General features: G+C 49.3%; 18 protein-coding genes. 7 read left to right on the top strand and 11 right to left on the bottom strand.

Features of this window, described 5'->3' with window-relative positions:
- Window positions 1-126 precede the first annotated feature (126 nt).
- The 4 genes from vapC to CEK71_RS20300 form a co-directional block, all read right to left on the bottom strand.
- Window positions 127-534 carry a type II toxin-antitoxin system tRNA(fMet)-specific endonuclease VapC gene (vapC, locus tag CEK71_RS20315; RefSeq protein WP_232463703.1) on the bottom strand — a complete coding sequence of 136 codons (408 nt, stop codon included), beginning with the start codon at window positions 532-534 and terminating at the stop codon, window positions 127-129.
- The gene (vapB, locus tag CEK71_RS20310) at window positions 531-773 is read right to left on the bottom strand and encodes a type II toxin-antitoxin system antitoxin VapB (protein WP_088621713.1); all 243 of its coding nucleotides are present in this window, start codon (window positions 771-773) and stop codon (window positions 531-533) included. The genes vapC and vapB overlap by 4 nt, the downstream gene beginning before the upstream one ends.
- A gap of 68 nt (window positions 774-841) precedes the next feature.
- Window positions 842-1,462 (bottom strand): methylthioribulose 1-phosphate dehydratase, encoded by a 621-nt coding sequence (locus tag CEK71_RS20305; RefSeq protein WP_088621084.1) that lies wholly within the window; start codon window positions 1,460-1,462, stop codon window positions 842-844.
- A 258-nt stretch (window positions 1,463-1,720) separates the two neighbouring features.
- Window positions 1,721-3,391, bottom strand: coding sequence for an ATP-binding protein (locus CEK71_RS20300; RefSeq protein WP_088621083.1), 1,671 nt, complete (start codon window positions 3,389-3,391; stop codon window positions 1,721-1,723).
- Between the two features lie 849 nt (window positions 3,392-4,240).
- Here CEK71_RS20300 and CEK71_RS20295 point away from each other — a divergent pair.
- From CEK71_RS20295 to CEK71_RS20280, 4 genes are all read left to right on the top strand, one after another.
- A complete protein-coding gene (locus CEK71_RS20295) occupies window positions 4,241-5,608 on the top strand; it encodes a TolC family protein (RefSeq protein ID WP_088621082.1) in 1,368 nt (455 codons plus the stop codon).
- The gene (locus CEK71_RS20290; protein WP_088621081.1) at window positions 5,601-7,025 is read left to right on the top strand and encodes an efflux RND transporter periplasmic adaptor subunit; all 1,425 of its coding nucleotides are present in this window, start codon (window positions 5,601-5,603) and stop codon (window positions 7,023-7,025) included. The genes CEK71_RS20295 and CEK71_RS20290 overlap by 8 nt, the downstream gene beginning before the upstream one ends.
- Window positions 7,026-7,027: 2 nt before the next feature.
- Complete coding sequence (locus CEK71_RS20285) at window positions 7,028-10,150, top strand: efflux RND transporter permease subunit (protein WP_088621080.1); 3,123 nt, start codon at window positions 7,028-7,030, stop codon at window positions 10,148-10,150.
- A 77-nt stretch (window positions 10,151-10,227) separates the two neighbouring features.
- Complete coding sequence (locus tag CEK71_RS20280) at window positions 10,228-10,566, top strand: hypothetical protein (RefSeq protein ID WP_088621079.1); 339 nt, start codon at window positions 10,228-10,230, stop codon at window positions 10,564-10,566.
- Window positions 10,567-10,808: 242 nt separating this feature from the next.
- On the opposite strand, the gene CEK71_RS20275 is transcribed toward CEK71_RS20280, so the two are convergent.
- From CEK71_RS20275 to CEK71_RS20265, 3 genes are all read right to left on the bottom strand, one after another.
- Window positions 10,809-11,369, bottom strand: coding sequence for a recombinase family protein (locus tag CEK71_RS20275; protein WP_088621078.1), 561 nt, complete (start codon window positions 11,367-11,369; stop codon window positions 10,809-10,811).
- 153 nt (window positions 11,370-11,522) lie between these two features.
- On the bottom strand, window positions 11,523-11,909 hold the full coding sequence (locus tag CEK71_RS20270; RefSeq protein WP_088621077.1) for a helix-turn-helix domain-containing protein: 387 nt from the start codon (window positions 11,907-11,909) through the stop codon (window positions 11,523-11,525).
- 4 nt (window positions 11,910-11,913) lie between these two features.
- Window positions 11,914-12,315: a type II toxin-antitoxin system RelE/ParE family toxin gene (locus tag CEK71_RS20265; protein ID WP_232463702.1), complete on the bottom strand. Its 402-nt coding sequence runs from the start codon at window positions 12,313-12,315 to the stop codon at window positions 11,914-11,916.
- A 242-nt stretch (window positions 12,316-12,557) separates the two neighbouring features.
- Between CEK71_RS20265 and CEK71_RS20260 the strand changes: the two genes are divergently transcribed.
- The 3 genes from CEK71_RS20260 to CEK71_RS20245 all read left to right on the top strand — a co-directional run bounded on the left by CEK71_RS20260 (window position 12,558) and on the right by CEK71_RS20245 (window position 15,097).
- A complete protein-coding gene (locus tag CEK71_RS20260) occupies window positions 12,558-13,007 on the top strand; it encodes a hypothetical protein (RefSeq protein ID WP_088621076.1) in 450 nt (149 codons plus the stop codon).
- A 131-nt stretch (window positions 13,008-13,138) separates the two neighbouring features.
- Window positions 13,139-14,107: a plasmid replication initiator TrfA gene (trfA, locus tag CEK71_RS20255; protein WP_088621075.1), complete on the top strand. Its 969-nt coding sequence runs from the start codon at window positions 13,139-13,141 to the stop codon at window positions 14,105-14,107.
- A 639-nt stretch (window positions 14,108-14,746) separates the two neighbouring features.
- A complete protein-coding gene (locus CEK71_RS20245) occupies window positions 14,747-15,097 on the top strand; it encodes a hypothetical protein (protein WP_088621073.1) in 351 nt (116 codons plus the stop codon).
- Between the two features lie 475 nt (window positions 15,098-15,572).
- Here CEK71_RS20245 and CEK71_RS20240 read toward each other — a convergent pair whose 3' ends face one another.
- From CEK71_RS20240 to CEK71_RS20225, 4 genes are all read right to left on the bottom strand, one after another.
- On the bottom strand, window positions 15,573-15,968 hold the full coding sequence (locus tag CEK71_RS20240) for a hypothetical protein (protein ID WP_088621072.1): 396 nt from the start codon (window positions 15,966-15,968) through the stop codon (window positions 15,573-15,575).
- Between the two features lie 2 nt (window positions 15,969-15,970).
- Entirely contained in the window at window positions 15,971-17,518 is a 1,548-nt protein-coding gene (locus tag CEK71_RS20235) for a hypothetical protein (RefSeq protein WP_157679485.1), read from the bottom strand.
- Window positions 17,519-17,945: 427 nt separating this feature from the next.
- Window positions 17,946-19,322 carry a hypothetical protein gene (locus tag CEK71_RS20230; protein ID WP_088621070.1) on the bottom strand — a complete coding sequence of 459 codons (1,377 nt, stop codon included), beginning with the start codon at window positions 19,320-19,322 and terminating at the stop codon, window positions 17,946-17,948.
- 44 nt (window positions 19,323-19,366) lie between these two features.
- Entirely contained in the window at window positions 19,367-19,828 is a 462-nt protein-coding gene (locus CEK71_RS20225; RefSeq protein ID WP_088621069.1) for a hypothetical protein, read from the bottom strand.
- Window positions 19,829-20,213 lie beyond the last annotated feature (385 nt).

Genomic DNA, 20,213 nt, shown 5'->3' with positions numbered 1-20,213 from the left:
GGGGTAAAGCGTTAGCTAGTATTATTTTTTTAAAGGCTAGGCGAATGTCCGTAGAGGTTGCCTAGCAACATACCTACAATGACCTAAGGCTTGCCAGATGAATCCCAAATTATTTCTGCCCGTCCCTTAATTATCCACCCAATTTACCAATTTTAAGCCCTTAACCCGTGCGAACTCGCCCGTATTATTGGTTAATAATGTCATATCGGATGCGCAGGCAATAGCGGCAATCTGTATATCATAAGCCCCAATCGGCGTACCTTGTTTTTGCAGGTCACTACGAATTTTGGCCGCTTTTTTAGCCGCGTCAAGACTAAAGCCCATAACCGTCAACGGGGCGATAAAATGCTCTAAAGCCGCTAGATTACGTTGCTGGGAATTATTTTTTTCAATCCCGTAATACAGCTCAAAAACAGTGACCGTAGGGATATATAATTGCTCAAGCCGAATCTCTTGGAATCTGGCCAATACTTCTGGCGGATGTTTTTTTATCAGATAAATACAAATGTTAGTGTCCAGTAAGTATCGGATCACCCCAACCCCTCCCAATTCCGTTCTTGGGCTGATTCTGGTTGCTGCCGGCCTTCGGTCATAAAATCATCAGAAAATTCTGTCATGCTTGAAAACCATTGCGTCCACGCATTTTCCAAAGGCTCTAAAATGATTTTATCACCGTCCCTAGAAATTTTGACCAGCGAACCCGGCAACCTAAATTCTTTAGGTAAGCGCACCGCTTGCGAGCGGCCATTTTGGAAAAGTTTTGCCGTTGTCATAGTAACCCCCATCAAATAAAGACAGAAAATAGCCGTATATAGCGTTTGCCGCGATCAATTGCCCCCCCTCAAACCGCCCGATGCAAACGCAACGCCAACTCACAAGCCAACAAAAAATCCACCGCCTCCAAATAGCGCAGGGCTTCGTTGACATCGACCCCCCACACATACAAACCGTGTCCGGCAATGATGTAAGCTTGGCAATCGGGATGGGCATCCAAATAGGCATCTGCTTGGGCGGCGAGGCGGGAAATGTCTTGGTCGTTGGCAAAAATAGGGATGACCACACGGCTGGCATGGGTAGTAATGCCCCGGAACGCTTTCAGCAACTCATAGTTTTCCAAGACAATCTCATCACCAAACAGCCTAGACACCAACACCGCATTCAACGGGTGCGGGTGCAGCACGGCATGGATGTCAGGGAAGCGGCGGTACAAAGCCGTATGCAGGCCGGTTTCCGCCGACGGCTTTTTGCCGTCCAAGGAATTCGCCTCACTATCAATCAACATAATGTCATCGACCTGCAAATAGCCCTTATGCTTACCGGATACGGTAATGGCAATGGAACCGTCGGCCAAGCGGGCGGAAAAGTTACCGCTGGTGGCGGGTACCCAGCCTTTGCCGTCAATAAAACAACCCGCCGCAATCAATTGTTGCGCGGCTTGGTAAAAAGTAGAAGTGGCAGTCATGGCGGTGTCGCAAAATGGTACAAAAGAGGCTCACTGTAGCAGATTATCGGCCAAATGCTAGGGGGAATTTGCTAATTTTATTATGGTTTTGCCCGCTTAACCGCCCCGTTATTATTTTCCCGCCAATTAACCCTAAGGTCTTGTCGACACAGCCGTTTATAACCACATACACGGCTTACCACAAAAGCACAGGGAGCCCATCAATAGCCTTCGCCGAGCAAAGGCCAACAAGTGTGCTTAACACAAACGGCAAGCCATTTACTTGCTTTTACGCGTCTGCGTCCGCCATAAGTGGATAATCTCATCCATATCCAAATCATGCGCCCCACCGCGCCAGCTTTCATAATAATCCACGTCGTTACTCTTCGGCTCAGGATTGGGGCGGTAGATTTGCACACGGGTCGGCAACGGCGCGGCCTCGCCCAGCACCAAGGCTTCGCCCCGGCCTAAAGAACTGAGCACATCGGCCATATCGCCCTCCGCCTCCGGCATCAGCCGCTTAATATAAGCCTGGTCGTCAGGGTTGGAGGTGCGCAGACAAATAAACGAACTGCATTGCGCCAGCATGGTTTCCGACAACTCGGTAGGCCGTTGGCTGACCACGCCGATGGACACCCCGTATTTCCGGCCTTCTTTGGCGATGCGCTCCATCATCCGTTTCGTGCCGTCAAATTGGCCGCCTTTTTCCCTAGGGATATACGCATGGGCCTCTTCGCAAATCAGCGTAATGGGGAAATCCCGGCGTTGCGGGTTCCAATAGTTAAATTCATAGACCAGCCGCCCGACTTGCGCGGAAATGGCCGGACGGATGTCGGTCGGCACCGAACTTAAATCGACAATGTTAATATTGGCCTTATGCTCGCCCAAGCCGACAAACTTGCGCAACAAGCCCGCCATGCTTTCCGAGGTGTTGCGGATTTTCGGCTTGAGCAAAAAGTCATAACGGACATCGTTAAAGCGGCTTTGCATTCGGATCAAAAATTCGTCGAACACCCCGAACAACGCCCCCTGCACCTTACCGAAATCACGCCGCTCCTCATTCGCGGACTTAAAGTGCATATACATTTCCGCCAACGAGAAATAAATCGGCGTATCCACCGACACCGTCGGCAAACCGATGCGCTGGCCTTCCTTGCGCTTAAGCACTTGGATCACCTCACGCATATACGACATTTGCATCGAGGCATTTTTGTCGTCGCGGTCGACAAACAAATCCACCAGCTCGGCGTAGCTCATAATCCAATACGGCATCTCCATTTCCGTGGCCTCGACATAATTGACCTGATGGCTAGGAAACGCCGACTTGACCAAGCCGCCGGGGGTTTTCCACGCATACTCGCCGTGCAGGTCGAGCATAATCATGTGGCTGTTGGGCATCGCCTTAATGGTGCTTTGGATCAAACTGGCGACCGTCCACGACTTACCCGAACCGGATTGCCCCAAAATGGCGAAATGGCGGCCAAAAAATGCCCTAGGGTCCAGGCTGATTTGGTATTCCTTATGGGTGGAGAGCTGGCCGATGTAAAACTCGTAAGCCCTAAAGCGCGAAAAAATCGCGTTGATTTCTTTCATCCCCACCGCATACACCCCCGCCCCAGGGGTAGGGTAATGGCGCATCCCCCGGATAAACGTGCCGTCCGTGCCAATTTCACCGACCGGAATCAGCGAAATATAGCGGTCGACCAAACGCACATTACGGTCGCTATAACGGTCTTGCTCCCAAATCTTAAACACCAACGCCATCACCGCAATCTCTTCCTGACGGATCACCACATAAGAGCCGACATGGGCGGCCAGCATCGTTTCATCGCCAATGCTAATTAACGGCTTACTGTTGGTGTATGCTTCGGTGACTCTGGCCGCCATACCGTTGCCGCGCACTTCGGTTAAATACGCTAAAAGGATAGATTCGTTATCGGGTTCGGACATTATACTAAAGGATTAATAAAGGGAAGGGGCAAAGGGTCTGCCAGCATAACGTAAAGTTATGAGGGTTTGAAGTCATGGGCAAGTTTATTTTTCAGAACCACTCGCCGTTGCCGATAGCCTAAGGCCTATAATTATAAGGCAAAACCTAACCCTGTTGAAAGCCGTAGTTTTTGGTTAATGCCCATTTATCCAAAGAAAACCGCAAGGCACGGAGAAACGCCACACAAAACGGGAAGTCTTGCAGGGTTAAGATACTTGAAATAAAGGTTTCTGGCCGGGGCTAAACCTAAAACTCGATCATCAAGTTTTTAATATTAGAATAAGCAACTTAGCCATTAGATATTGGATTAGTATTTTAATTAAGTAAAAACAACAAGTTGCAATGGAATCTATCCCCCTCCCCTGATGGGTGTATGGACGTGGGACATAGGTAACACATGTTCGGGGACATGGGTAACACATTTTGGTACTGATTTTCTGGGTTCCTGCCGTCCATTAGATGAAGCTCATAATAACATGCATCGCCGACAAGCCCGTCGCCGTTGCAAAGCCTTGATTGCAGATCAGGTAGTCTGTGTAGAGTTCTATTTTTTCTTTTTCCATCCGTCAATGATACTCTTTTTGGGATGGGGTGCGTAACATCAGTTATTCCTCAACTATCCCCCCACGAAAGTCCCCCATCAACCTGACCACCCACCGTCCGGCCGCCGAATCCGGCTTATCTACTGGTTCTGCACCCTGCTGAACTAGCCTACCCGAAAATCGAAATCCGCCGCACCATTAACTGGTTTGGCGTGCTGTGGTTCTGCGACCTGCGGAGCCTGTTTGTTCCGATTTGAGAGGCATACCATGTATTTTATTATTTCTACGCGGCTGCTGCGCCGCGCAACGCCAGCGTGGGCGGCGGTAACGATTGGGCTGGCACTCTTTTCGCCCGGCTTCGTTTTTCATAGTTCAACTGGCACCATGGGTGTGGCTTGGACTCCCGCACTAGCAGAAACCCAACCCTCTGCCCCTATCCTGACACTCGACTTGGCGATAGCGCGTGCTTTGGCAGGGAATCCTGGCCTGGCGGAAATAAAGGCGCGTGCCGAGGCGATGGCCACCGTCCCTGCACAAGCCGGCGCCTTGCCTGACCCGACAGTCAGTTTTGAAATGTTGAACGTGCCAACCAGCAGTTTCGATTTGCGTAAAGAAGACATGACCATGCTGGGCGTGGGCATTAGCCAAACCCTCCCTTTTCCGGGCAAGCTGGCGTTGCGGGAAAAGATTGCCGATCTGGAAGCGCTGGCTACCTCTGATTCGGTTGATGAAGCACGGCTGCGGCTGGCAAGCGAGGTAAAACAAGGCTGGTGGCGGCTGTTTTATTATGACCGCGCAGTAAACTTGTTGGATGAGGCCGAACGCTTTTATCGGCAGCTCATAACCATTGCCCAGACCAAATATCAATTCGGCAAAGGTTCGCAACAGGATGTGCTGTTGGCACAGCTTGAACTGTCCAATTTGAAGAACGAAAAACTGGAACTGGTCAGCCTACGTCATAGCCAAGATGCCCGCCTCAATGCCTTGCTCGACCGTACGCCGGAAACGTCCGTGCGGATTCCCGCTGAGGCCCAATTCAAATTGCCCGTTATTGCCGAGCCTGCCTTACAGGAAAAGGCCTTAAGAATGCGCCCGTTATTCGCCCAGCACCGCAAAATGCTCGATGCCGCACTTTCCAAGGTCGAGCTGGCGAAACAGGATTTTTACCCTGACTTTACCGTCGGTGCAGGTTATGCGGTTCGGCAAAACACCCCGGCCGGGCAGTCGCGCAGCGATTTCGCCAGTGTCCAGTTGAGCATGAACGTGCCGATTTATGCCGACCGCAAACAAGCCAAAGCGGTCGACCAACGTCAGGGTGAACTCTTGCAGGAGCAGTATTCCTTGCAGGACGAACATCATAAAATCCAATCGGAAATAGCTTCTAAAACTGCCGAGTACCAACATGCCAAAGAAAAGCTGTTGCTGCTTGAACATGAAATCATCCCGCAAGCCCAGCAAGCCGTCAATTCCCTGCTCGCCGGCTATCAAGTCAGCCAGACCAGCTTTACTGACCTGTTACGTACGCAACTGGCGTTTTTCCAATACCAAACACAGTATTGGCAAGCCTTGACCAGCACCCAACAATTGTTAGCCGAACTGTCCGCCGAAGTGGGCGAGGAACTGGGCCATGACTAGATATTTGCAATTCCTATTGATTTTGCTACTGGGTTTGGGATTAGGGTTCTGGGTGGCGCATCTTGACGTGACAAAACCGGACAGTAACGCCGGAGGTGAAAAAAAGCCCTTGTATTACCGCCATCCGATGAATCCCCAAGTCACTTCGACTACACCTACCAAAGATGAAATGGGCATGGATTATGTGGCGGTTTTTGCAGAACCGCCAGCGACAGCCGAACCCTCGCCAAAATCTGGCAAAATCCTGTACTACCGTCATCCGATGGGCGCCGCCGACACCTCGCCCGTACCGAAAAAAGATGAAATGGGCATGGACTACCTGCCGGTTTTTGAAGGCGAACAGGCCCATGCAGGACAAATCCAGATCAGCCCGGAAAAAATCCAAAAACTGGGGGTCACTACGGCAACCGTCAACCAACGTGCGTTAATCCGTAGCCTACGCGCCCTAGGCAGCATCCAAGTTGACGAACGTCGTGTCCATGCCGTGACTCCGCGGTTTGAAGGCTGGATACAGCGGTTGATCGTGAATGCGACCGGGCAGTTGGTCAAACGTGGCCAGCCATTGCTGGAAATCTACAGCCCTGAGCTAATGACCGCCCAGCAGGAATATTTGATTGCCCAAGAGGGAAAGCAAGCCTTGCAACAAGCCAGCACCCAAGCCCGCGACACGGCGGCAAGGCTAGCTGAAAATGCTTTGCAACGCTTACATTATTGGGATATTGCCCCGGCACAGATACGGCGTTTACAGAACACAGGGAAACCGCTGGAAACGCTGCCGTTGTTGTCACCCGTCAATGGTGTGGTGCTGGAAAAACCCGTGGTGGAAGGGATGCGTTTCATGCCCGGCGAATTGCTGTTCCGTATCGCCGATTTGAGTACGGTATGGCTACTCGCAGAAGTGTTCGAGCAGGATAGTGGCGGCATAAAGCCGGGGCAGGCCGTGCAAGTGCATATCAACGCTTATCCAGAGCGGGTATTTGACGGTAAAGTCGGATTTGTCTATCCGACGCTGACAACGGAAACCCGTACCGTTAAAGTGCGTGTCGAGTTGCCTAATACTGAAGGCTTATTAAAACCGGGACTGTATGGCAGCGTGACTCTGGCAACTCAAGAGGGAAGCGGAAGGCGTCTGGCAATTCCCGATTCCGCCGTTATTGACAGCGGTGTCCGGCAAGTTGTCTTGTTGCAAAAAAGCGAAGGGCGCTTCGAGCCGCGTACCGTGAAACTGGGGCAAAAAGCGGACGGCTACTACGAAGTGCTGGAGGGCTTGGCTACTGGTGATGAAGTCGTGACCCACGCCAATTTCCTGATCGACGCCGAAAGCAACCTCAAGTCGGCTCTGGATGGCTTCAGTAAAGATGGTACCGCCGCTGTCCAAGCATCACCTGAAGCACCACACCAACACGAGGGCCACTAGCCATGTTGAACCATGTCATAGCCTGGTCTTTGCGTAACGTGTTTCTGGTGCTGCTGGCAACCTTCGGTATCGTTATCGGCGGCATTTATGCCGTATCACAAATGCCGCTGGACGCGCTGCCCGACCTCTCCGACGCACAGGTCATCGTTTACACCGAATACCCTGGACAAGCCCCGCAAGTGGTCGAAGATCAGGTCACTTATCCGCTGACGACGGCGATGCTTAGCGTGCCTCGTTCAAAAGTCGTGCGCGGCTTTTCGTTTTTCGGCGCATCCTTCGTTTATGTCATTTTCGAAGACGGCACCGATATTTATTGGGCGCGGTCACGGGTCTTGGAGTACCTCACTTCGCTAAGCGGACGGTTGCCGCGTGGTGCCGCACCGCAATTGGGGCCGGATGCCACCGGTGTTGGCTGGGTATACCAGTACGCGCTGCTGGCGAAAAACCATACCTTGGCGGAATTGCGGACGCTGCAAGACTGGTTTATCCGCTACCAATTGACCAAAGCCAAAGGCGTGTCCGAAGTCGCCAGTATCGGCGGTTTTGTCCAGCAATACCAAGTCACTGTCGATCCGCATAAGCTACAGGCTTACGGCATTTCCTTACGCACGGTCAGCGACGCCATCCGTAACGGCAACCGCGATGTAGGGGGACGGACGATTGAGCTGGCGGAAACCGAGTACATGGTGCGTGGGCGCGGCTATCTGCGCGGCCAGGCCGATTTGGAACGGCTGGTTCTGAAAGCCGAAAACGGCATTCCGGTGCTGGTGCGGGATGTGGCACGGGTTGAACTGGTGCCTGACGAACGGCGCGGCATTACCGAGTGGAACGGCGAAGGCGAAGCGGTTTCCGGTATCGCGCTGGCCCGATACGGTCAGAACGCACTGGAAGTCATCAGCCATGTGAAAGACCGTTTGCGCGAAATCACCGCCGGATTGCCTGCTGGTGTCAGTGTGCAAACGGTTTACGACCGTTCCGAGCTGATTCATCGCGCCATCGACAATTTGCGCCACACCTTGCTGGAGGAAAGTGGCGTGGTCGCCGTAGTGTGTGTGCTGTTCCTGCTACATCTGCGTAGCGCGTTGGTGGCGATTTTGATGCTGCCGGTCGGCGTGTTGATCGCCTTCATTGTCATGCAGGCACTGGGGATGAACTCCAACATCATGAGCCTGGGTGGTATCGCCATTGCCATCGGCGCGATGGTCGATGCCGCCATCGTCATGATCGAGAATGTCCACAAACATCTGGAGCGCGATGCCGGACGGTTGCCGCGAGCCGAAATATTGCTCAATGCCTGCAAGGAAGTCGGCCCGCCGCTATTTTTCAGCTTGCTCATTATCACGGTATCTTTTTTGCCGGTGTTTGCGCTGGAAGCCCAGGAAGGACGGCTGTTCCACCCGCTGGCGTTCACAAAAACCTTTGCGATGGCGGGGGCCGCGCTATTGTCGGTGACGCTGGTGCCAGTGTTGATGTCGCTATTCGTGCGCGGAAAAATCCCATCCGAACACCAAAATCCGATCAACCGGGTGTTGATCTGGATGTACCGCCCTATTATTGCAGCGGTCATGCGCTACAAAAAGCTGACGTTAGTAAGTGCACTACTGATACTGGGTGCAAGTTGGTATCCCATCTCACAATTAGGCGGCGAATTCATGCCGACGCTGAATGAAGGCACGTTGCTGTTCATGCCGCAGACCTTACCGGGGTTGTCTTCAACCAAAGCCGCCGAATTGCTGCAAACCCAAGACCGTATTATCAAGACCTTTCCCGAAGTCGAATCGGTGTTTGGCAAAGCCGGACGGGCGTTGACCGCCACCGACCCTGCGCCGCTGGAAATGTCGGAAACCCTTGTCAACCTTAAGCCGGAATCGGAATGGCGGCCCGGCATGACGGTAGACAAACTGATTGCCGAGATGGATAAGGCACTGCAAATCCCCGGTGTCAGCAACGCCTGGACGATGCCGATCAAAAACCGCATCGACATGCTCGCAACGGGTATCCGCACCCCTATCGGCATCAAGCTGTTCGGCAAAGATTTGGCGGAAATGGAACGGCTGGCACAACAGATCGAACAGGCCGTCAAGAATGTCCCAGGCACGACGAGCGCTTATGCCGAACGCATCACGGGCGGATTTTACCTGAACATCACGCCAGACTACGAAGCGTTGGCGCGTTACGGTTTGCAGGTGGGCGATGTGCAGGACATCATCGCCACCGCCATCGGAGGCGAAACCGTCAGCACGATGGTGGAAGGCCGCGAACGTTTCGCCATCAGCGTCCGTTATCCGCGTGAACTGCGCGACAGCCCGCAGGCCATCGCCGAACATATCCTCGTGCCAACGCCTAGCGGGGCGATGATCCCATTAGGGCAATTGGCAGCGTTAAGTCTGGATAAGGGGCCGCCGGGTATCCGTACCGAAAACGCCTTGCTGTCGGTTTATGTTTATGTCGACATGCGCGGACGCGACATCGGCAGTTATGTGCAGGATGCCAAGCAAATTGTCGGACAAGCGGTCAAATTCCCTGCTGGCTATTACATCACCTGGAGCGGGCAGTTCGAATACATGGAACGGGCGAAACAGCGTTTGCAAATGGTGGTGCCGCTCACCTTGGGCATTATTTTCCTCTTGCTGTATCTCAATTTCGGGCGTTTGACCGAAACCCTGATCGTCATGCTGTCGGTGCCGTTCGCCTTAGTCGGCGGGGTCTGGCTGTTGTGGTGGCTGGATTACAACATCAGCGTGGCGGTGGGTGTCGGCTTCATCGCCTTGGCGGGGGTCGCCGCAGAAACGGGTGTGGTGATGTTGATTTATCTGGATCACGCTTATCGGGAAAAACAGCAGCAATGTCTGGCGGAAGGGCGGGCGTTCACCGAGGGCGACCTTTATTCGGCACTGATGACGGGGGCGGCGGAACGGCTGCGGCCTAAAATCATGACCGTCACCGCGATCATGGCAGGGCTCCTGCCAATATTGTGGGGTACAGGCACCGGCTCGGAAGTCATGCGCCGCATCGCCGCGCCGATGGTTGGGGGCATGGTGTCATCAACTCTGTTGACCTTGATTGTCATTCCGGCGCTTTACGCGCTGTGCAAGCAATATTCCATCAACAAACCATCACAATGAAGGAGGTAAAACTGAACGATACTTTAACAATATGAAAAACAATGTTCTTAACTATTGAATTATTTTGGAGAAAAACCATGAAAACCACACACTTGATCGCCCTGCTTTTAACGCTTGGTTTACTGACCGCTTGCGCCGAGATGAACCCACATCCGATGGATATGAGCCAAGCCTTACAAAGCGCAAGCTCTAAAGCCGACCACCAAGCATTGGCGAAACATTATGACGAAGCGGCAGCGGAAATGCAGCTTAAGGTGGATGAACACAAGAAATTGCTTAGCCAGTACGAGTCAAAAGGCTATCTCTACGGCAGACAGGCGGAAGATTTTAAGGCGCATTGCCAAAGGTTGGTTGACATCTATGAAAACGCTGCCCAAGAAAACTTGAGCATGGCAAAGCTTCATCGCCAGATGTAACATAGTTATAAGCTATCCGTGCTGAAATTATTAATGCCACCGTCCACCGGATGGTGGCATTAATCCCTGCGCTCGGCCATAGATCAACTTTTTAAAAATCTAATTTTTATCGTAAGGACTGGCCTGAACAAAAATCGGTCTATCTAAGATAGATTTAATAAAACCGCGACTTCCATCCTAAAAATCAGCTCCTTTTCCCTGACTTATCCACAGTTTTTGTGGATATTTTCATCCTTGGGTTGCTATAGATTTTGAGGGGCATTGTTCAATCCCCTGTAAAGCGTCCGTCTTGAGACCCCCAGCGACTTCGCCACGTTATCGTGGTGTTCGCCTTGCCCTATCAATTTTGCGGCATGGCTAATTTGTTGCGGGGTTAATTTTGGCTTGCGCCCCATCTTGACCCCACGGGCGACTGCCGCCGCCCTTCCGGCTTTGGTGCGCTCCTGGATCAGCGATTTTTCCAGCTCCGCCAGTATGCCGATCATCTGAAACATCGCCCGGCCCGTGGGTGATGCCGTGTCTATGGCTTCGGTTAGGGAATGGAATGCCGCGCCTTTCGCCTGTAGGTCATCAAGCAACCCGATAAGCTGGTGCAGCGAACGCCCCAAGCGGTCTAGTTTCCAAACCACCAGCGTATCGCCGGCGGCAATGGTTTTCAGGCATTTCCCCAGTTCCGGCCGCTTGACGTTGACACCGCTGGCCTTGTCGGCAAATAGTTTTTCGCAACCCGCCGCCTTCAGCGCATCCAACTGCAAGTCGGGGTTTTGGTCGTCTGTTGACACCCTGGCGTAACCGATTTTCATAAGCTATTTTGTCCCTAATTTATGACATAAATAAGCCCATGATTTAGCAAGTTTTTAAGTTTGTGTCAAATATATTGAATTCTGGCACAAATAGCCGAGGGGGAGTTAAAGAGGGATAGGCAATTGATAAATTGCAAGAAAAAAACCAAGTTTTTAGGTGGGGCGGTGCAATGTTTGCATTTCATTTATTATTGCAGCCATAGACGGCAAAACAACGCTGATATGGGCGGGTAAAGGCGAACCACTTGCCTTGTCAGTGATGATAATTTCAACCTCCTGCCCAAGAAGGGTTAGGCAACGCAACAGCCTATCTAACGAAAAGCCCGCAAGCCGTCCCCGCATTAGTGCAGAAACTTTAGGTTGGTCAAGGTGCATAATTACCCCCGCTTCCGCTTGGGTAAGGTTTCTGATGGCAATGACATCCGCTATCTGGCTTGCCAGCTTCACACGGGCAAAGGCTTCCTCTGCATCTGATCTGCCAAGGTCAGCAAAGATGTTCTCACTGCTTTGATACACTTCTATTTCTTCTTTATTGCTCATAGCCTTAATCCTTCTTTTTATTGCCCATCCAGTTAATATAGTCGGCTTCCGCTTTCTTTAACCTTGCCTGCACCAGTTCAATTTCTTGTTTTGGGGTGGAAATCCCTTTTTTTGATTTTTTCTGGAACACATGAAGTGCATAAACTGCCCCTGCAAAGCGCACTGTATAAACTGCTCTATAGGCGTTGCCGTCATATGAGGTAACTATTTCTAAAACGCCAGCACCACCAAAACCCTTTAACGGCTTTGCATTGGGCGACATTTTCCCGATTTGCGCCCGATATAAATCATAACCGAAATCATCTTGCACAGCATCAGGCAATGACTTCAAGTCTGCCCAGCTACTCCCTATCCAAAATAGGGGCTTATAAATATTATTTTCTTCCATATATGCTAAATTTGGCATAGTATTTTGTTAATGTCAAGTTGGTAAGATTAGCCACGACCAATTTTAAGTCTGCCGACAGCAAACCGATTTTTGTGTTGGCTGTTCTGGTCGGCGGGAATTTAAGGTCTGGTTGGCTTTGAGAACAGCCAACACAAAAATCGGTTTTTTTCTTTCACTTTAGCTTGAAAATATCAATAGACTTGTTTAGTGTTGCGCTGAATATATTGAAAAAACGAAACTGAACGAGGCGCAACGGCATTATGTATAGCTTAAAACAGGCAGCGGAAGCGGTAGGAAGAGGAAAGCCAGCGATATTGCGAGCTATCCAAAAGGGCATAATTTCAGGGACTAGGAGCGCAAAAAATGAATGGCTTATAGACCCAGCCGAATTGCACAGGGTTTACCCACCCATTGCACGCAGCGATTCACAAAGCGTTCAGACTGAACGAGGCGCAACGCCTGACGCAGCGGTTGTATTGCAGCGAGAAAATGAATTGCTTAAGGAGCAGATAGAGCTTTTAAGAGATGAAAAGCAAGATTTACGCCGTCGTCTTGACCAATCAGAGGAAGAACGAAGAGAGACACAGGGAAAACTTACCGCAATACTGACTTATCAGCCCGAACAGAAAGCGGAAGCGCAACCAGAGCCGATCGCCAAGAAAAGCGGGCTATTAGAAAAACTGTTTGGCAGGGATAAAACAAAAATGTAATTTTCAAAAAGAAAAAAGCCGTTTAACCAAACAAGAGCAACGGCTTTTTTCATCACTTCGTACAGTTTTGAGCGTCCCCGCTTGAACTGCTTGGCTAAACTAACAAATCAAAACTAGAAAGCAACGCCAAAATGAACACAGACAACACAGAAGCAACCCTATTTTTGGAAAAGCAGTTGGAACAGGATGCACCAAACCTTGACCCACAAACCCGCCGTGCATTAGCCAGAATGGGCGCAAGCATAGCCCTTAAAGAAGCCCAAAAAGTAGAACAAGAGCCAATTGCCGATAATATCCCAGAAGAAAAAGCGATACAGCTAGAATTTTGGGAGGCAAACAAACGAGCAGCCCCTAACGCTGTTTTTCGTTCAGCTTTGTTTCCTGCCTTAAATGCCCAACAGAAAGAAAATCGCCCCTTTCTTGACCAAGAAAGACTTTTTTCTACTGGAGGATTAGAAGTTACTTTTACTGGCAAACAATTAGACCAATCTGACCTTGATGTTTATCTTGAATTGCTAAATTTAGCCCGTCCTTACGAATTAGGGGCAACAGTTAAATTTTCTGCTTATGGCTTGTTAAAAGCTCTAGGGTTGCCAACTGGAGGAAGTAATCACGAAAGATTACATTCTGCTTTAATTCGTTTGCGAGGCGGAACAATTGAAATAAAAGACCATAAAATAAAATACTTTGGCGGTTTGATTGAAGGCGGTATCCGTAACGAAATAAGCCAAACCTATGAACTGACCATAAACCCTAAATTTGCGGATTTGTTCGGCTTTGGTATGTGGGCAACCATTGATCGAGAGCAACGCCGTGCATTGGGGCGCAGTGCAACCGCTAAAGCCTTACACGCTTTCTATTCAACCCATGTTGAACCCTCGCCCCATAAATACGACACGCTTGCTAATCTAGCAGGACTAACAAACAACAATAAACGCCAACGCAAAGCCGACATTATCAAAGCCCATGAACGCCTAAAAAGCGTGGATTTCCTAGATGATTTTGAGGCGACACCCGAAACCATCAAAGCCCACATAAAACCCACTGCTGGACAAATTCGCCACCTTGTCAAAAGAGAAAAAAAGCCATCAAAAAAGTAGCGTAGTTAGGCGGACGCAATGACGGCTTTGGGCGGACGCAATGACGGCTTTGGGCGGACGCAATGACGGCTTTGGGCGGACGCAATGACGGCTTTGGGCGGACGCAATGACGGCTTTGGGCGGACGGGTAAAACGAAATAAAGCATTGATAAATAAAATAAAAAAGTGCTTTTTTGACGGCGATAACCTTTTATAACCTTACGCACGCACACGCACGACCCCTGTGGATAACTTTCAAAAAACAATAAAAAATCATCCGCCAAAGAAAAAATTAAATGCCCCTGAACAGCGTTCGCTACGCTCACAAAATTTAATTTTGCTATTGGGGGCTTTGCGCCCCCAGCCCCCCGCAGGATGTTTTCTGACGAACTGATAGACGAAAAGGCAAGGATTTAAGCCATTACCGATTTGAAGTTATCCACAAAAGCGGTTAATAACTATGTGAGTGAGACAGGCGCAGCCCTTACAGCAAGCGGGGTTAGGTTAGATTGTCTAAAAATTGTACAATTCCGACACTCTAAACCGTTATTTTTCAAAAACCTATTTTAAGACTGTTTTTAGCTGTTTTATAATAAAGTGGCTACATTGGTATGGATAAAGCGTTTTTCGCTTCCCTTACGCTAAATTTAGGCGGTAGAAATGGATTATTTACACAATCCCGACACTGCACTTTTACGATTTTCAAAAAATAGCAAAGATGATTGGCTGATAGACGATGCTTTCAAGGGAACTTGCATTTTTGGCAGCACGGGCAGCGGAAAAAGCAGCGGTTCAGGTCACGCCCTCGCTAAAACCTTCCTGCAAGCGGGTTTCGGGGGCTTGGTTTTGTGTGCAAAACCCAATGAAGCCGACACTTGGCGGAACTACTGCAAGGAAACGGGGCAGGAAAACTCCCTGATTGTCATGAACGGCAAAGGGGGCAAACGCTTTAATTTCCTAGATTACGAGCTGGCAACCACACCACGCCCTTTGCCGTTGACGCATTTATGAAAATTTACGAGGCGATGCAGGTTTATGACGGCGCAAGCGGAGCTGTGGGGGAAACGAAAGTTTTTGGAAAAACTCCGTAAGGTTATTACTTTCGCACAGCATAGATGCCGTTTATCTGGCTTACGGGGGTTGAAGTCCAACCCTGCCTTTTTTACAGCCCATGAAAGGAAAAGGGGAGGAGTCGCTATTTTTGGCCGACCGTAAGGATTCGTGCGTAGATGGGGTACAGCCGACATACGTGTAAAAATAGGACATAGCAGCTATCCTAAGCCGCATTGCAGAGGCCATGCAAAATTCAATTGCAACCGGCTATCTTTCCATCCCGTCGACGATATTAATTTTTACGGCGGCTTCCGGGATGGTCAGGCCCTGTTCTTTCATCACTGAAAGCAGTTTTTTTCTGAATGCCGCTGGATAAGCCATTCGTTTTCCATTCAAGATGATCGTTTTTACAATAGCCTATTATCATATCAAATTATATTGGCTTGGCTATATACAAATACCGCGCTTGCGAAGCAAAGCTTTGCCCCCCCGGCAATATCCCGTCAAGCAACCCGGAACCCAAAATTTGCAGGCCCGCTTCATTGAAGTTACCAGAATTAACGGCATTAAATACGCCAAGACCCTTATTAATATCGGCCAAGCCATTACTGCCGATAGTACGGTTTACCACACTACTGGCGGCGGTTGACACCTGGTTAGCCGCCATAGCCCCCAGGGCCGCGCCAAATGTTCCACCGCCTAACGCTTGCTGCACCTTCCCGCTAATGCCCCCCAAAACATTTTGGCGCATATCATTTAGCGAAAAAGGCTTAACGGTTGCCTCATCACCAAAATCTACCTGCAATAAACGGGATTTAAACAGCGACATAGTTACAACCCCTGCCCCGTCTGTTCAGGCGGCACAGCATTAACAATCTGCGCAAACAACTTAGCCTGCGCCTCCTCCATCCCCATATTCTTCGACAGCATAGACTCCATCATCTCCGCCGTAGCCCCCATATCCTTAAACATCTGCATAGTCTGGACAATGGTCAAGGTCGCGCCCATTTTATCGCTTTGGGCTTTTTGCTTTTCCGCCTCCAAAGCCGCGATAGAACCGTAAAAATTAACCTGCCAAGGCCGCTCAGATTCATGAAAAACCTTCCCGTACCGCGTCAAACAATGGATGTCGATAACGTCATTACAAAAATCGTATGCCCCAATCCTGATAATGCGCGAATTCTCGGCGGATTGCGCCGACGTTCTCGCCAGCCCGCCATCACCCATCCACCCGCTGACCTGATCCGAAAACCCCAAATTAGACAGGTCAGTGCCGAACGCGGCGGCTAACAGCCGGGCGTGGAAAAATACATCATCCACACTAATCGTTTGTGCTGTAGTGTTCCCCTGCGATAAATTGACCAACTGCTTTTCGGAAAACATCGGCAAAATGGACACGATAGTTTCAACTATCGGCTTGCCTGTCTGCACGGCATCAGCCACCACCGCCTTTACCTTGTTGAACATGGCAACAACGCTATCGCCGAACGCATCCTGCTGGGCTTTGGTCATCCCCCCCATTTGCAAGCCGACAATCCGGTGGTCAAGCGAGACGTTCATCCGCTGCGCCACCAAGCCAAACATCGTATTGTTGAAATTGTTGTAGGCCTTTTCCGCCGGATACAACAAAGACCCCCCAGCCATCGACGGCACAATCGGCAACCGATCCATCTTGTCCTCCGCCAACACCGCCCGGATAGCCTTCTCCACAATCCCATACTGCGGAATAAACTGAATCCTCGGCATCTTAAACCGCGCCATCTGCGCGATATTCAGCCGCTCGAAATTCTTTTCCCCCACATAAACCGCATACCCCACCGTCTTGCCGCCCTTTTCATAAGGCTGCACCAAAGACGGGTGCATCGTCTCGTCACTATACAACCCGACCACCCCCCGCGCATTGGTATAAAGCCGCGCATAAGAGTCGCCAAACGTCGCTGCGGTATATGCTTGGGCATAAATCGCCCGGTTCAACAACGGTCCAAGGCTCTTCGCCAACTCATCAACAAACGCACACGCCTGCTTGTTATGGGCAATGTCCGGCTTCTTCTCAATAAACACAATATCGCCGCTGGTCTCATGCCCGCCCATCGCCGTCGTCGTCAACAACTTAACCGCCGAAGAACAAATCGCATCCCGCGACATATCAATCCAATCCTGATAAATCTGCGGACGGTTACGCGCCCCGCCAGTGCTGCCCAACAACGTCGCAATCGTCGTGCTGGGTGCGCCATAAGCAAAAGAACTGGCCTGGGTAATGGTTTCCGCATCCGCAAGGTTCGCCGCCTCCCAGCGTTTTTTAGACATGCCGCCGCCAAACAGCGCAAGCATTCCGCCGCGCTGGCCAGACACGTTTTTAGGAGGGGATTTTGCCATCATGACACGCCAATTTTAGGATGGCGGTATGGTAAGGCATGGGGGGATGGGGTTTGGTGGGGTTTCCAGGCGGCGCCGGATATGAAAAAGCCCCTTAATGGGGCTTTTGGCTTGGCGGGTTTGTTTTAATCATTTTTGTACAATAAGCAATATCGACATAAACTGTCAGGCTTAATCTATTTTAATGGCGGACATTGGGTGATGACTGAAATTGGCCAATTGGTGGCATTTAGAGATTTCAGTGTCATGGCGGCAGCAAAGCAGAAAACATTCGCTTAGCGCCCTTGCTCACCTCCAAGTGCCACAAAACTTGAAAATACCAATTCGCTTCGTGGCACGGGTGCGCAGAATCGGATTATTAGGCGAGTATATTACGAGTATATTAAGTGAAAATGATAGGGCAACGATAAAGCCGCTGCCCTATCATGGCTTAGAAATTCGGATTAGGGCACTTGGGGAACAATTCCACGGTAAATCCTATTATTTGTTTTCCGGGGCATTCTATTACCCCATTAGATGAACTAAAATCGTGAGTATTTTTTGAGGTGCTTCTGCTGTAATTACCCCTTAATGAAAAAGGCCCCCATCCAACTGTAGCTGACGTAGAGAATTGACTAGCGGCGTAAGTGTCGTCTACTGTAGACATACTCATCGTTATCTTAAGGTTGCGAGCGACAATAATCGCAGCAGGAATGCCAACCATGAGCCCATTAGGTGGAACAGCCCCATCGGATAAATCTCCGAGATTATAGGCTGGATCAAATTTCCATATTCTTGTTTTAAGCATACTGGTATCCAACCAACTCCGTCGAAGTGGAATCTTCATTAATTCAAGAGATAACGACATATTGCTTGCGTCACTGTGATGGGAGGAGGTTTGGGAGCCATAAGTCGCGGACGCTCCAAAACTCCACAATCCATATCCGATACTTCCGCCCCCACCCCATGAAGTTGATGTTGACGTATCTACAGTATGAACCTCTTCTCCGCTGAAAGTGAACTTAGTCCAGGAATCATCATACGCAGACGTATAGAAATCGCTTGGAAACATCGCTGTATGCCAATAGTCCTGACCTTGCAAATCCAATCTTTTGGACTGATTAAAGCGAGTTTTTAATTCTTGCCAAAGTCGCTCTGGGCTTCTGCCTGTTAATATATCGATTTTTCCTAAAGCCTTTTCGACAATATTTTTCCCATTTGCAATCCAGTCATCATACGCACTCATCGCACGTTGCTTATAAAGTGGCCCATTGAGATTCCAATCTATAACAACGCTAGGATTGTTAGGATTGGTCTTCACATTAATCAGCAGATTATTGTAAGCCATTAGCGCCGCTTCATATGCGCCTCTTCCTTTTTTGTAGCGCGTATAGAGAGGCGTTTCCATAGGCATCTGCTTGGATTCCCCCGTATCTGGATCAACGACTGTTGTAGTCGTATAAAGTGAGTCCAGGCAAGCTTTTAGCTGTCGTTCCTCTTCTTGGGTAAGACTACCAGGTGCTAGAATTGAAAGAGTTAGAATTTTATTATATATATCCCATATTTTATCGCTACTAGGATCCCAAAAGCCGCGACATTTAGGGATGGAGTTAACTAAATCTGCGAAGTTCGATGCTGCTGATATTTCCTTCGACGATGTACTAAAACCAAAACTAAGATCTTCGTTAGAAAGCGCTATACCTAAGGTGGTATAAGAAACAAAAGTATCATTGGGTTGATGAACAGTATTTACAGTGTCCCCACCATTGAGGATCATGTAGATTTTGCCAAGCATTGCATCAAGAACTTCTTTATCACGAGTAGCCATGACTTTCACCTGCTAGTTGTAGTAGTCCGGAATATAGTGCAGATTTACTGCATCGATTCTTCGTCCGGAATCGAAGAATCAGTTTTTAAAAACTTTAAACGCGCGTTATCGGAGTCCGTTCTGACTTGTAGTTTACAGCCTGATGAAATCCTAAATACTCTTGTTGCACCACGAACATCAAGCAAAATTTCTATAGGATTGTTGCGTTGTTTAGTTGTGAGACTACATATTTTGTTAGAATCTACAATAAGTACACAACGAGTGTAAGTGGGATAGTCTCCTGTTCTATCTTCATTTACTATTTCAATTTCAAAAGGATGATCGGATTGATTTATAAAAACATCATGCCAATTTTCTGATTTTTTCAAGTACAAAGTTGTTTGTTGCGCACTTCTGTTGTCAGTGGCATCGGCATAGATAGGCATCGCCGCAATAAATAAAAACGCGATACCTATCTTAAATTTTACTAAGATTTTGTATATTGGGGGTATTCTCAATCTTTGCATAGTGTCAGATCTATATTTATTATCGGTGCAAGGTAATTTGATTGATCTGGGTTGGCTAAATTTAGAGACGATGGTTCAAAGTCTTCTGCTTCTGGATTTGCCGTCTAACAAGTAATTAACGGTTTTTCATATATTTAGCATAAAATACGCTTCCACACAATAATTTTTTGGATAGATTTGTCAGTATAGCAACCCAAATTCTAAATAAATATGAACTATTACCATTTTCATAAAATATTTAGAAAATAATCCATTTGACACCCCATTTATTTTAGGCGTATGCTTTACACGTCGCCCACATTGGCGGCACGGGATTGGCGTTCCGGTATTTATCAGGCGTATAAATATGCCGCTCTATGCGGTTTTTTTGTGCGTGTCATTTTGT

The sequence above is a fragment of the Methylovulum psychrotolerans genome, assembly GCF_002209385.1.
Taxonomy (GTDB): Bacteria; Pseudomonadota; Gammaproteobacteria; order Methylococcales; family Methylomonadaceae; genus Methylovulum; species Methylovulum psychrotolerans.
The sequence above is the reverse complement of the archived record's forward strand: the minus strand, read 5'-3'. Positions and strand labels throughout refer to the sequence as shown.

Coding starts and splice junctions, on each gene's coding strand:
- vapB (WP_088621713.1), bottom strand. CDS start 773: ATGACAACGGCAAAACTTTTCCAAAATGGCCGCTCGCAAGCGGTGCGC.
- CEK71_RS20305 (WP_088621084.1), bottom strand. CDS start 1,462: ATGACTGCCACTTCTACTTTTTACCAAGCCGCGCAACAATTGATTGCG.
- CEK71_RS20300 (WP_088621083.1), bottom strand. CDS start 3,391: ATGTCCGAACCCGATAACGAATCTATCCTTTTAGCGTATTTAACCGAA.
- CEK71_RS20295 (WP_088621082.1), top strand. CDS start 4,241: ATGTATTTTATTATTTCTACGCGGCTGCTGCGCCGCGCAACGCCAGCG.
- CEK71_RS20290 (WP_088621081.1), top strand. CDS start 5,601: ATGACTAGATATTTGCAATTCCTATTGATTTTGCTACTGGGTTTGGGA.
- CEK71_RS20285 (WP_088621080.1), top strand. CDS start 7,028: ATGTTGAACCATGTCATAGCCTGGTCTTTGCGTAACGTGTTTCTGGTG.
- CEK71_RS20280 (WP_088621079.1), top strand. CDS start 10,228: ATGAAAACCACACACTTGATCGCCCTGCTTTTAACGCTTGGTTTACTG.
- CEK71_RS20275 (WP_088621078.1), bottom strand. CDS start 11,369: ATGAAAATCGGTTACGCCAGGGTGTCAACAGACGACCAAAACCCCGAC.
- CEK71_RS20270 (WP_088621077.1), bottom strand. CDS start 11,909: ATGAGCAATAAAGAAGAAATAGAAGTGTATCAAAGCAGTGAGAACATC.
- CEK71_RS20265 (WP_232463702.1), bottom strand. CDS start 12,315: ATGCCAAATTTAGCATATATGGAAGAAAATAATATTTATAAGCCCCTA.
- CEK71_RS20260 (WP_088621076.1), top strand. CDS start 12,558: ATGTATAGCTTAAAACAGGCAGCGGAAGCGGTAGGAAGAGGAAAGCCA.
- trfA (WP_088621075.1), top strand. CDS start 13,139: ATGAACACAGACAACACAGAAGCAACCCTATTTTTGGAAAAGCAGTTG.
- CEK71_RS20245 (WP_088621073.1), top strand. CDS start 14,747: ATGGATTATTTACACAATCCCGACACTGCACTTTTACGATTTTCAAAA.
- CEK71_RS20240 (WP_088621072.1), bottom strand. CDS start 15,968: ATGTCGCTGTTTAAATCCCGTTTATTGCAGGTAGATTTTGGTGATGAG.
- CEK71_RS20235 (WP_157679485.1), bottom strand. CDS start 17,518: ATGATGGCAAAATCCCCTCCTAAAAACGTGTCTGGCCAGCGCGGCGGA.
- CEK71_RS20230 (WP_088621070.1), bottom strand. CDS start 19,322: ATGGCTACTCGTGATAAAGAAGTTCTTGATGCAATGCTTGGCAAAATC.
- CEK71_RS20225 (WP_088621069.1), bottom strand. CDS start 19,828: ATGCAAAGATTGAGAATACCCCCAATATACAAAATCTTAGTAAAATTT.